Origin of the sequence: Gordonia sp. VNK1 (genome assembly GCF_040049135.1) — a bacterium.
Taxonomy (GTDB): domain Bacteria; phylum Actinomycetota; class Actinomycetes; order Mycobacteriales; family Mycobacteriaceae; genus Gordonia; species Gordonia oleivorans.
Genome location: NZ_JBDZDJ010000011.1, coordinates 167,770 through 180,372, shown reverse-complemented (window position 1 = coordinate 180,372; position 12,603 = coordinate 167,770). Strand labels below are relative to the sequence as shown.

General features: G+C 65.4%; 8 protein-coding genes and 1 pseudogene. 4 read left to right on the top strand and 5 right to left on the bottom strand.

Features of this window, described 5'->3' with window-relative positions; translation table 11 throughout:
• The 5 genes and pseudogenes from ABLE94_RS15430 to ABLE94_RS15410 all read right to left on the bottom strand — a co-directional run.
• Positions 1 to 299, bottom strand: a pseudogene (locus ABLE94_RS15430) (hypothetical protein); the annotation flags it as partial.
• Positions 296 to 1,150 (bottom strand): ParA family protein, encoded by an 855-nt coding sequence (locus tag ABLE94_RS15425; RefSeq protein WP_348809181.1) that lies wholly within the window; start codon positions 1,148 to 1,150, stop codon positions 296 to 298. The pseudogene ABLE94_RS15430 and the gene ABLE94_RS15425, both read right to left, overlap by 4 nt.
• A 41-nt stretch (positions 1,151 to 1,191) precedes the next feature.
• A complete protein-coding gene (locus ABLE94_RS15420; RefSeq protein ID WP_348809180.1) occupies positions 1,192 to 4,143 on the bottom strand; it encodes a Z1 domain-containing protein in 2,952 nt (983 codons plus the stop codon).
• Positions 4,140 to 5,588 (bottom strand): ATP-binding protein, encoded by a 1,449-nt coding sequence (locus ABLE94_RS15415; RefSeq protein ID WP_348809179.1) that lies wholly within the window; start codon positions 5,586 to 5,588, stop codon positions 4,140 to 4,142. The genes ABLE94_RS15420 and ABLE94_RS15415 overlap by 4 nt, the downstream gene beginning before the upstream one ends.
• Complete coding sequence (locus ABLE94_RS15410; protein WP_348809178.1) at positions 5,585 to 7,609, bottom strand: hypothetical protein; 2,025 nt, start codon at positions 7,607 to 7,609, stop codon at positions 5,585 to 5,587. The genes ABLE94_RS15415 and ABLE94_RS15410 overlap by 4 nt, the downstream gene beginning before the upstream one ends.
• Before the next feature lie 198 nt (positions 7,610 to 7,807).
• Here ABLE94_RS15410 and ABLE94_RS15405 point away from each other — a divergent pair, with 198 nt between their 5' ends.
• From ABLE94_RS15405 to ABLE94_RS15390, 4 genes are all read left to right on the top strand, one after another.
• Complete coding sequence (locus tag ABLE94_RS15405) at positions 7,808 to 8,419, top strand: DUF4262 domain-containing protein (protein ID WP_348807592.1); 612 nt, start codon at positions 7,808 to 7,810, stop codon at positions 8,417 to 8,419.
• 78 nt (positions 8,420 to 8,497) lie between these two features.
• Positions 8,498 to 9,874 (top strand): AIM24 family protein, encoded by a 1,377-nt coding sequence (locus tag ABLE94_RS15400; protein ID WP_348809177.1) that lies wholly within the window; start codon positions 8,498 to 8,500, stop codon positions 9,872 to 9,874.
• Between the two features lie 114 nt (positions 9,875 to 9,988).
• The gene (locus ABLE94_RS15395; RefSeq protein ID WP_348809176.1) at positions 9,989 to 11,665 is read left to right on the top strand and encodes a serine/threonine-protein kinase; all 1,677 of its coding nucleotides are present in this window, start codon (positions 9,989 to 9,991) and stop codon (positions 11,663 to 11,665) included.
• Positions 11,666 to 11,676: 11 nt separating this feature from the next.
• Positions 11,677 to 12,591, top strand: coding sequence for a serine hydrolase (locus ABLE94_RS15390; RefSeq protein WP_348809175.1), 915 nt, complete (start codon positions 11,677 to 11,679; stop codon positions 12,589 to 12,591).
• The last annotated feature ends 12 nt before the right edge of the window (positions 12,592 to 12,603 follow it).

Here is a 12,603-nt window from a genome sequence, read left to right as displayed (position 1 = left end):
CGTTTCCACCAACCACCCACAGTCAAACGACCGCAGCAACGCGTCGCCATCAACCTGCACCACCAACCCACCGCATAACACAACAAAATCGGGAACTGACTCACCACAGCTTGACACTCACCGTCGATGACCCCGACGAGCGCCGCGGCAAAACGACTCGACTTGTCGGCCTCGTCGATGATGACCCGGGTGAGGCCGGCGATCAGTTGCGCCGCGTGCGGATTCTTGGTGTCGAGCTGTGCGAGCGCACCACCGACGGCCTGATACTCGATCCGACGTCGGGTGTCGTCGTTACTCATAGCTTCTCCTGCGCCTCGGTCATGACATCGGTCGCCAGACTGCGGAACTGATCGAACTGGCCCTGGTTCCCGTACTTGACCTTGAGAGTCCCGTACGACGTGAACTCCGCAGCTGCGGCAATGGAATTCGACTCGTTGATGTAGCTCGGCAACACGTGCTGTATGGACGGATCACGGCGGAGACGTTTGGTTGTCGAACGGTGCACCGCGGAATTGGCCTTGTACTTGGTGATCACCACACCCAATTCGAAGATGTCCCTGCCGATCTCGTCACCGAACCTGCGGACACGGTTCTGAATCTGCGGAATACCGTAGGTGGACAGATGATCCGGGATGGTCGGGATGATGTAGGCGTCCGCCGCGGCCAGCCCGTTGAGGGTTACCGGACCGATATTCGGCGGACAGTCGATCAGGACGTAGTCATAGAAGTCGATCACCGGAGCGATCGCCTTCCGCAGAAAGCCGGTGCCGCCACCCGAGGCGTCACCCCGTACCCGTAGCGCACTCAACTCCTCCTGCATCTCGATGAGATCGAGCGAGGATGCGAGCAGATCCACCGTCGTCACCTTCTTCACCGGTGACACACCACGTTCGATGGCCTCGTCGAGCCGGAAGTACTGGGTGCCGTGGACGGCGTCGGAGAACAGCGAGGCGAGGGTTCGTCCATTGGTGTTGAGTTCGAACCAGCGTTCCTCGCTGATCATCATGGTGGTGAGGTTGATCTGCGAGTCGAGGTCGATGAGCAGCACCCGCTGCCCGAACTCCGCCGACATGAACTCCGCCAACCCGCCGGTGACGGTGGTCTTGCCGACCCCGCCCTTCAAGCTGATCGTCGCGATCACCTTAGCCATGGAAAACTCTCACCTTTCTTACGGTCACGCATGTCTTACGATCACGCATCAACTATCGCTCCGGCCCCGACCTTGCGGACCGTGAACCCGACCTTGGGAGCCGGATCGGCCAGATACGGGAGTGCATATGAGAACAGGGTCGCCACGTCCCGCGGGTCGGCCCGACCTCGCTTGTGCGCCCGGAGATGGCGACTCCCAGGCGGCGGATCACTGGCGAACAGCAGGATCATCGCTCCGCGGGTCGGTTTCCGGAGTTGCGCGGCGAGCGGTCCGCCAACGGTCTTGTTGGGATTGCCGGCGATGTGCTCGATGGCATCCCGCTCACGCACCGCGGTACCGGTGAATCCGGTGCGATATTCGGCCTCTTCACGTTTGCGGTTCACCAGAGGTAGTTCGGTCGGATAATCGCCGATCAGCACCGGCTTCTTGGTTTTCGGGATCGGCAACAGGATCGCGAGATCCTCGAACGCCCCGCGCTCAATCGCCGACTCGAATGCCTTGCGGTGGGGTTCGAAGTCCCAGTTGACATCCCACACGAACCGACTGATGACGTCGAGAACATTCTCGGCGTCGACAATTCCGTACTGCGCATCGAAGACTCGCGGCGTCTGGTCCTTGTCGATGAACGAGAACGAACCGGTCTGGTCGAGCGCGTCGAGCAGCGGACGGACCGCGCGAAAATGGTTGGCATTGTTCGCTCCGTCACCGCGCGGGGGTTGCATCGTAAAACTGAAACTCTGGCCGCCGACGCTGCGATAGCTCAACTCCGCGTTGTACATCTTGTTGGTGGCAGTCGGTTTGAGCCACGGAAGACGCTGGAACACCATCGGCGGCACATCGCGGGGGGTGACCATCGGCTCGCCGGCCTCGTTGAGCCCCTTGAACCGCCGCAGTTCGTCGCGGAACTCCTCCTCGTCGCCGACGATGGCCTCGAACGCCGCATACATGTCGACGACCGTCCCACCGGGACCCGGTACCTCACGACCGATGAACAGCCGCACCAGATCTCGATACCCGGGCCGGAAACCGAACCACCGTCCCATCTGCATCAGCGTGTCCGCCTGCGCGGTTCGGCGGGTGTAGTACGTGGTGGTCAGCCCTTCGACGGTGAAACCACGACTCAGCTTGGTACCGCCGACGAGGATCTTCCAGACGGCCCGCTCCTGGAAGTCCAGCGGTTCCTGCACGTAATCCTTGTCCGCAGCGCCGTTGACGATGATCACCGGGCTCACCCCCGCCCCGATCCGATCGCACGCCTCTCCGATGAACACCTCGAGTTCATCGAAGGTCGCCGGGGCCGGTGTCCGCGGGTCGGCGCGATCGGCCGAAACGACCCGGAAGTCGCTCTCCCACAACTTCTCCAGACGCTCCAACCCGTGCGGTTGACTGTATCCGGCGTTCTTCCACAGGTTTTCGAAGTCGGCGGCCAGCGACTCATGCTCGGACTGCTTGACCGATTCGTGCACGAGCATCGTGTGATGCCGGAAACTCCCGGCCACGCCACGATTGCGGCGGAACAGCTTGATGGCACCGGACAAGACGTAGGAGTCGAGTGCCCACAGCCGTTCGGCGTCACGGTCCTCGTCGCATTGGGCGCGCAGATCCCGGACGAACGCTTTCTCATTAGAGGTGGCCGGGGTCTTCTCGACCGTCTCACTCAGATCGTCATCGAGATCAACAGCGCCGTCGTGGAAGTCGGCACCTCCCATGTACTGCTTGGGACGGTCGAGGCTGACGATGAAGTCGTTCGGGAAGATGTTCACCGAATCATCCGGATCGACAAAGACATTCGCGAACGGCGTCGCTGTGTAGCCGACGTACTGACTGCGTCCGAGCCGCCCCAGGAGCAACGAAATCTGTTCGTTGATCGCGGTCCGCTCGATCCGTCCGGCGGCAAAGCTCTTGGGGTTCTGGGTGTTCACCGACGCCTGGTCCGCCTCGTCGTCGATGATCAGGGTCGGGATCTGCTCGAGCGGCGTGGGGATACGCCCGACGTCGGCGACGAGCTTCTTCAACACCGCCGCATTCTTCTTGACGACGGCGACCCGAACGTTGCTCGGATAGAGGTTGACCGGGTCGAACAACGGCTTCGAGTGATCGACGAACTCGTAGTGCAGGGTGCCGATTCCCTTCGCGAGTGCCTTGTAGTCGTCGACTCGACCGGTCAGTCGCCGGACCGCGGGTGCCTCGTTGGAGTGATTCGGGTCCAGCACGTGATTGAGGAACGTGCCCGCGTGCCAGTCCTCGTCGTTCGCGTACTCCACCTCGTCGATGTTCTGCATGCCGATGAGTTCCATGTCGAGCCGACGCTGAGTCTGGCTGCGCAGTAATTCGATCGTGCCGGTCAACACGATGATCAGCCGATATCCGGCGTCGATGGCCTTGGCGATCACACCGGTGAAGTTGGCCGTCTTGCCGCTCTGCACGTAACCCACGACCAGTCCCTTGGACTGATACGGCTCCTCACGGGTCGGATCGGCCAGGCGCTGCACCACAGCAGTGGTGGCCACGCCGAGGTCATCGACGGTGTCCGGCCCCCACCCCTTCTCGACCAGGAGCCGACGATAGGCAGACCAGTAGAAGTCATGTGCCGCACGGCGTTCCGGAACATACCAGGGTTCCCACGGTTGCGGAGCGACGATCACCGTCGGCCCGCCCGCAATCGGGAAGATCTCGGTCAAAGGATCGAAGGCCTCGACGGGAATTCCGAGGAGCGTGTAGATCAGGGCCCGGCGTTGCGGGGTGTGCGCTGCGGTGCCGCCGATCCATGCCGCGGCCTCCTCCGCGTCCCAGCGGGTCAGCGCCGATCGCACCGCCGACTGAACCGCGGCGGCTTCCTCGGAGACGATGACGTTGATCGCCTGATCCATGGTGACGGCGGCCGGGTCGTGGCCGGCATCCATCACACGACCGGCTACCGCACCGAGGAATCGGGTGGGTGCGAGGTCGGTCGTGAACTCGCGGACCAGCGCGTCGATCACCACGTCGATCACTGCGGACTCCCCTCGTCGGCGGCGAGTGCCGCGATCAACACATGTTGCCAGGCATCCATCTGCTCGACCTGCCTGGCGCTGTGCCGCACAGCGTCGAACATGTCCTGGGCGAGGAGATACACCAGGGTCCGCAGGACCGGGACGTCGTCGGCGGAGCGCCGTCGCCCACCCAGTTGCCTGCGGAATCGTGCGTTCAGCCACAAGGTGCGCGATTCCAGGTCGACCTCGAAGAACCGATCGGCCGCCAGCACCCGCCACCCGATTCCGACCGGCTCCGCGGTCTCCACGAACGAGAAGCTGTCGGCGAACTCGTCGGCCACCTCGTCCGGCAGGCCGATCCCCGGTTCGACGACGCTGATCGGGCGGCGCTGCACCCGCCGTGCCGCGACAGCCGTCGTAGCCGCATCGTCGAGGTAGCCGTCGCTCAGCGCGTCGCGGAGCGCCGATGACAGAGTCGCGTCGAGAGTCACGCCGGATTTCTCCGGATTGATGGTGATGTGCTGGGCCACAACCTCATCGAGGTCGATCACCACCCTCGCCAAAGCCCAGTCCGGACGAGGCCGGAGCACCCCCAGCCAGCCGCCGGCCTGGAGCAGCCGGTCGTGGCGATAGACGAAGAAACCCTGGGAGTCGCGGCCGGGAAGGCCACCGAGTTTGTACTCGGGTGCCGAGCTCCGGGCCGGCCAGATGTGCGTCTGGACGGCGTCATCACCGAGAACCGGCACCGACCGCGGGTAGCCCGGTCGGCCACTCGCGCGGTAGCCGAACGGGTCGATCGCTCGCACCGTGCGCGGGACGCCGGCACGCCCGACGGCTTCGTCGAGGACATCGATGGTGATGGTCAGCCTGTCCTCGATCAGCCGATGGAATACCAGTCCCAGCTGATCCTGCAGGTCACCGATCGTGGTCTCCAGCCAGGCGCCCTGCTCGTCCGCGGATGCGGTATTCGGGAAGGTGCGGATACCGCGCCATTCGACGATGGTTCCCGTCTCGAACGGAAATCGAGGCCGCGTCGCGGTCACCAACTTTGCAGCATCCATGTCCGGCAGCACCGTGAGCCGGGGAGCATCGTGGCGATCGTCGACGGTCAGCCGACGGGCGACCGCATTCGATTCGGCCGCATGTGAATACACGGTCACGGTATCGGCCTGGCTGAGCGACGCGGCCTTGAGACCGACACCGAAGTGCCCCTGCTCGCGACCACCGTAGTTGCGCTGTACCCCATAGCGCATCGCCGCGTTGATGGTCCGGACATCCATTCCCCGACCGTCATCGATGATCCGTAGACCGACGATCCGCCGGCCGGACTGCAGGAATCGGACCAACACGTATCGGGCGCCGGCGTCGATGCTGTTGTCGATCAGATCGGCGACGGCGGTGGCGACGGTGTGATGCAGGCCCAATGCTCGTTCTGTGGCGGTGAACTCGACGGGTTCGGTCGTCATCGTGCGGCCACCGTCCACGCCTGCTCCAGCAGCGTGGCGACCACATCGTCGCGAGACTGGTAGCGACTGAGGATGCGGCGTGGTTTGGTATCGGGATCGAGTCCGATCGCCGACGCGAGCAGTGGCGCGGCGTCGGCATCGGAGATGCTCTGCAGATCGGCCACGCCGATCAGTGCGAGCGCCCCGCGAATCGGGTCTGAGGGGTCGGTCTCGGCACCGGGCACGACGTCGAATCCCCCGTCTTCCGAGGAGACGAGGAACACCAGATCCCCAGACTGCGAGGACAGTTCATTCAGGAACCGGCGGATGGTCCCGCATGTCGGATTGGTTCCGGTCCAGCGCACCGTCTGCGTGCCGAGCCGACTGGTCAGCTCACGCACCGCGCCCTGCGCGCATCCGAACGACTGCGCCACTCCGACCGGTACCGTGAATCCGGAACCACGGAGGTGCTCAGAAGTCACGCGCAGACGGAAGCACCAGGTGTCACCGATCCGATACAGTCGTCGCGTGGGCCGGACAACAACGGCAGGCGCGTCCGAATCCCCCTCTGTGGACCGATGTTCGGTACCAGCGTGATGTTCGGCTGGTTGTGTCGATCTCACCTCCACCCCGAGAGAAGTTGCCAGACACCACTTTCCGACTACGTAAGTGAATCGCTCGTCGTCGCCGAGGTGCCGCTCGACGTACTGATCGGAGCGATCGGTGTTCAGCACATCGACCAGGTGGCCGATATCGGTGGGCCCGAGTACCTCCAAGATCCCGGCAGCATGGTCGACAAGTCGGCGCGTAGACAACAGCACACTGTCGCCGATAACCGGAATCTCACAGTACTGCAACCACTCTCGGACCTCGTCCGTAGACAGCCGAAGCGTCGTGGCGGCTACCTCGATGGGCGCGACGGCGTTATCGGATTCAAACTGCTCGAGCATGACGATCGTGCGACCCTTGGCCGAGCGCAGGTCCGGGGCCACCGCCCAGGTCCCGATGACCTCGAATCCGTCGTCGAGGCGATCGAGGGCCAACCACAACGGCACACCCAGCGACGGCACCTCGGTCCGCAGCACGGGCGCCATGTCGAGTAGTCGGTCCAGCGACGTCACCGGTCGGATCTCGGCGCGGATACTCGCGAGCAATCCGCCCGCGGTGGTCTCGAACTCACACGCGGCAGCGAGATCCTGCTTGAGTTTGGCGACGATCCCACCGGCGCGGGGCTTGCTCACGTGCAACCGCACGCTGAGCTGCCCCATGCTGATCGGTTCGGCAGCCATCACGAACTCGGTGAGTGCCAGCGTCTCCCGTTCATCGAGCTGTTCGATCAAATTCTCGAGTTCGTCGACCGGATTCGACTCCACCGTCCCGGTGAAGTCTTTGCCCGTGATCGCCGCGATCCGGGTCGCGACGTCCTGCACCTGCTCGGGTGCGTCGTCCTCGATGTCGACGGCGATGAGAGGTAGACCAAGGCCGCCCCGTAGACCACGCCACCGCGCCAGCAAACGGAGGTCCTCGACGAGTTGCACGGCCACCGGACTGTCGGCATCCTCGTCGGGCAGTACCCCGGCCTCGGGTGACAGCAGGATGGATGCGCCGAGAACGCCTGCGGCGACCTCCTGCACGGTGTCGGGGCTCGTCCCTTTCAACGTGAACAACGACTCCACACTCACCGCCATCAGTGTCGGGACCGACGCACGGTCCGCCAGGCGTCGCACGACGGTCTCGGCCCGCGGATCCAGGCGCAGACCGGCGACGGGGATGGTCGGATCGAGGCGCGGTGCGAGCTCATCGAAGGTGATGTTTCGATGTCGGCGGACGGCCAGACGCGCCAGGCCGGCGACGAGTTCCTCGAGCGATACGTCAGTGGCGGTGTCACGTGGCGAGTCGGCGATCCACCAGTCCGAAACGTCGGGGACGAGTTCCTCGAGGCACACCGCGTCCGCGGATTCGTACCCATCCAGCCACGGGAACAGGTCCACCCAGGTGTCATCACGCAGGTCGGCGGCGTCATACTCCGAAAACGCGAACATCACCCTCGAGTTCCAACATATCGCCACCACGCACGAGGTGATGATCTTCTCTGGCGAGCTTAGTCAAACCCGATCACCGCGCATCCCGGGCGGCGCGCACCTCCGAGGGTTCACTCACCCGGCGGACATCTCCCCCGAACGAGAATGTCAGACCCTCCTGCTCTACTGACCACACCCGTCGAACATCAGGAGTGTGACATGGCCGATCCAATCCACGCCGTCCCCGGACTACCCCGCTGGCATCCGAACCCGATCGTGCGGTCGATCATCGAACGGATCCGCATTCACGGCTGGGCGGTGACCGCTGTCGGCGAGCACTGCATGGTCGAGGGATGCGACGGCTCCGACCAGCCAGACTGCCCGTTCGCCTACACCTCCGGGCTCGTCATGCACGACATCCCGGAACTGGCCGTCTACGGACTCGACATGGGCACCGCCGGTCGCGTCCTCAACGAACTCGGCAACCTTCTGCACACCTACGACTGGGCGAAGATCGTCGACGCGAGGGCACCGATCCCCCTCAACGCTCTCGACGTACCGGTGATGCTCATCGAGATCATCGACAAGTCCGACCTGTGCATGAGTAACGAGCTCTTCCCGAATGCTCCTGCCCTGCAAGTGGTCTGGCCCGATGATCTCGGAACCTACCCCTGGGAGGTCGGGTACTCGCTCTCACAGCAATCCCAGACGATCATCGGGATCCCGCCGACCACCACCGGTCGCGTCGTCGGCCCGCGGACCGTCTCCACCCACGACGGCCGCAATCGGATGGAACGACGCGCGGCTCAACGTCGCCGACCCCGGACCTGACGGTGTCCGTGGCGGGGTCCGATGACTCCGCCACGGACATATCCGTCCCCCGGGCACAATGGACGGCGTGATGTGCCGATGAGACAACTCTCCCCCGGCGAGAACACCGCCCTGCCCACACCGTCGGTGACGGTGTCGGTGCGGTCTGCGTCGCCGGTGAACACCTCCGCGGTACTGCTGACCTCCGCCGGGCGCGTGCGCACCGACGCCGACCTCATCTTCTACAACCAGCCGTCCGGCGCCGGCATCACCTACCGCTCCGAGCGCGGCGTGGACGTCATCACCGTCGACACCGCGCGCATCCCTTCCGACATCGAGACCGTCGCGATCGCCGCGAGCCTCGACGGCACCGGTCCGACGAGCTTCGCGACGGCCGGACGCATCGACGCCACCGTCACCCCGATGGGCGGCGGTGAGGAACTGACCTTTCGACCCGACGGCCTGACGAGTGAGGCCGCGGTGGTCTGCCTTGAGATCTACCGCCGCGGCGAACAGTGGAAGGTTCGCGCCGTCGGGCAGGGATACGACGCCGGATTGGCCGGATTGGCAACGGCTTTCGGGATCTCCGTCGACGATGACCCAACTCCGACGACGCAGCCACCACGCGTCAGCGACCCGCAACCGTGGCCGCCGACGCAGCCGAACCCGTCATCCGCGACGGCGGCCGCCCCACCACCTCCGCCATCACCCCGACCCCAGCCGCAACCGCAGGGAGCCGCCATGCACAGCGATCTGTTCAACCCCAACCACGCCGAGGTCTCCGGGCAGGGCATCCAGAAGCAGGGCAGCAAGATGTGCCGCATCGGCCTGTCCGGTGAGGTGATGGCCCGGGCCGGGTCGATGGTCGCCTATCAGGGCGACCTGAAGTTCGAGGCCCTCGGCTCCGGCGGCTTCGGCCGCATGATGCGCCAAGCCCTCTCCGGTGAGGGCGTGCCCCTGATGAAGGTCAGCGGCCGTGGTGATCTGTTCCTCGCCAATGCCGCCTCCGACATCCATCTCATCGATCTCGACGGCACCGACGGCCTCACCATCAATGGTGCGAACGTCCTCGCCTTCGACTCGACCCTGACCTACGACATCGCCCGGGTGCAGGGCGCGGGCGCGTTGGGCAACGCCGGCATGTTCAACTGTGTCTTCACCGGCCGCGGCCGGATCGCCATCACCACCGACGGCACGCCGGTCGTACTCAACGTCGACGCCGCCACCTACGCCGACCCGAATGCGGCGGTCGCCTGGTCGTCGAGTCTGCGGACGTCGATCAAGACCAACGACTCCTTCAACCTCGGCACCCTGATGGGCCGCAGCACCGGCGAACGACTCACCCTTGCGTTCAGCGGCCAGGGCTTCGTGGTGGTGCAACCGTCGGAATTGCCACCGGGCGGCATGATCGGCGGCACCGGCGAGGGCGGTCAGGCCGGCGTCGGCGGCATGCTCGGCGGTTTCCTGGGCCGCTGAACCGTTCTCGACCCGAGAGTCCGGTCAACCGATCCGATGAATCTCGCGGGTTCGAGTGAACCCGCGACCATTCTTCGACCTAGGATGTCATGTGCCGCACAGGAGGGGTGAGTGATGTCCGAGAGCACGAACGATCGAGTGGGTGAGACCTTTGGTCCCTACCGGCTCGATTCCCTGCTGGGCCGGGGTGGGATGGGTGAGGTCTACCGCGCCTACGACACCACCAGGCAACGCGACGTCGCCTTGAAACTGCTGACGATGCAGTACGCGCAGGATCCGTCGTTCCAGGAACGATTCCGGCGTGAATGCCAGACCCTGGCGCGCCTCGACGAACCGCACGTCATCCCCATTCACGACTTCGGCGAGATCGATTCGACCCTGTTTCTCGACATGCGGCTGGTGAACGGTCGCGACCTGCGGGCGATCCTGCGTGAGCGGGGAACACTGTCGCCGGTCGACGCGGTCGGCCTCATCGAACAGGTCGCCGCGGCTCTCGACGCCGCGCATGCCGCGGGCCTGGTGCACCGCGACGTCAAACCCGAGAACATCCTCGTCACCGGCGCCAACTTCGCCTACCTCGTCGACTTCGGCGTGGCCCACGCCGACAACGACACCCATCTCACCAAAACCGGCACCGCCGTCGGGTCGGTCGCCTACATGTCGCCCGAGCAGTTCGAGGCCACTCCGGTGACGGCCGCCTCGGACGTGTACTCGCTGACCGTGGTGCTCTTCGAGATGCTCACCGGCCGTCAGCCGTACCCCGGCGAGTCGATCTCGACGGTGATGCGCGGCATCCTGTTCGACGAGACGCCCTCGCCCAGCGCGGCGAATCCGAATGTGACACCCGAGATGGACGCCGTGGTGGCGTGGGGTCTGCATCGCGATCCTGCCGGCCGATGCCCATCGGCCCTGGAATTGGCCGCCGCAGCGCGCAAGGCGCTGGCCGGTGAGGCGCCACCGGTAGCGGCGGCCGCGCAGACGTCGCTCACGAAGTCGCCGGGCGGTGCCCCGGCGACGCTTGCCGCGCCGTCCCCGATCGCCCCGCCACCACCGCCACCGCCCCCGGACTCCCCGACCGTCATCTCGAATCCGCAGACGCCCACCGCGGACCGGACGATGGTCGCCGGCGCGGGATACATGCAACAGCATCCCGGCCCGCAGGGAACCGCAAATGTTTCCGGCCCCCAGGTCGGAGGTCCGTATCCGTCCGGGCCGCACCCGTCGGGACCACACCCGTCGGGACCACAACCGGTCGGGCCCAACGTGTCCGGCCCGGTTCCCTACGGATATCCCGGCTACCCGCCGGCTCCCGCGCCGAGTTCGGGCGGATCGCGGCGGACCAACATGATCTTGGCGGCAGTGGTCGTCCTGCTGGTCGGCGCACTCGCCGGTGTCGGTGGCTGGCTGGTCGTCGATCAACTCGGCGGCAACGACGACGACGTGTCCTCGGCGGCCGTCACCACCGACACCACCGCGGCGACCCAGCCGACGGCGGCCGCTCCGACGACCGTGGCTCCCACCACCCCAAGCTACGTTCCGGCCGCGCCACCCCCGGACAATCAGCCGTGTCCGGGCGCCACCGGCGTCGGCACCGGCTATCCCCAGTGGACCGGATGTGAGTTCGCGATCAACGTGCGTGACGCCTATGTCGCCGGCGGTCCCCTGGGAGAGTCTCGGGTGGTCAACGGATGGGCACCGCAACAACGCAAGTACTACGTGATGTCGTGTGATCCCTACGCCGGAATCATCGCGTGCCGCGGCGGCAATCAGGCCGTTGTCTACGTCTACTGACGGGAACCCGAGTGCCCTTTTCCGCGCGACCACTGGTCTTCCGCCGCGCCGTCATCGCCTCGCTCGTCACGTCCATCGCCGTTGCGACGCTGACGGGGTGTTCGGACAACGCCGAGGATCCGACCCCACCGACGGCGGTCGCGGAATCCTCGGCCCTGTCGCCGGCATCCTCGGCAACCACGGCCCAACAATCGATTTCGGCATCGGCTCCCGCAAACCTACGGGCGAGTTTCGATCGCCTCGACATCCCGTCGAATGTCGGTGTGGCACTTGCCCCGGTCGGCGGTGGACCGGTCATCTCCTTCGGTGACCAGACCCCGCGCGTCGCGTGGTCGACGATCAAGGTGCCGCTGTCGATCGCCGCACTGCGCAAGTCGAACAGCGCGAGCACTCGCGCCACCGTGCGGACGACGATCATCAACTCCGACAACGAGGGAGCCCTGACGCTGCGCCGGTCGCTCGGAACCCCCGATCAGGCGCGCGTGGCACTGACCAAGGTCTTCCGCGATCTCGGTGACGAGACAACACAACTCGTGCGTATCACCGAACCCGACGAAACCTTCGGCCTCACCGTATGGCCGCTGGCGTCTGCGGCCACCTTCGCCTCGCACCTGCCCTGTGAGTCCGGCGACGATTTCGTGGTGTCGCTGATGGGTCAGGTCGCCGGCAACCAACAGTGGGGGGTCGAGGTGATGCCGGCACCCAAAGCCACTGCGGTGAAAGGTGGTTGGGGCCCAGGCGACGAGGGCGGGTACGAGGTTCGCCAACTCGGGCTGATCACCCACGCGGATGGCCGGCAGACCGCCGTCACCATGGGCACCTACACGCCCGGGGAAACCTTCGAGGCGGGCACCGCCGTCCTCGACAAGGTCGCCGCATGGTTGAACAAGAACCTGACGAAGCTGCCCAGCGGGACGTGCGCCTGACCGGCCTCGCTG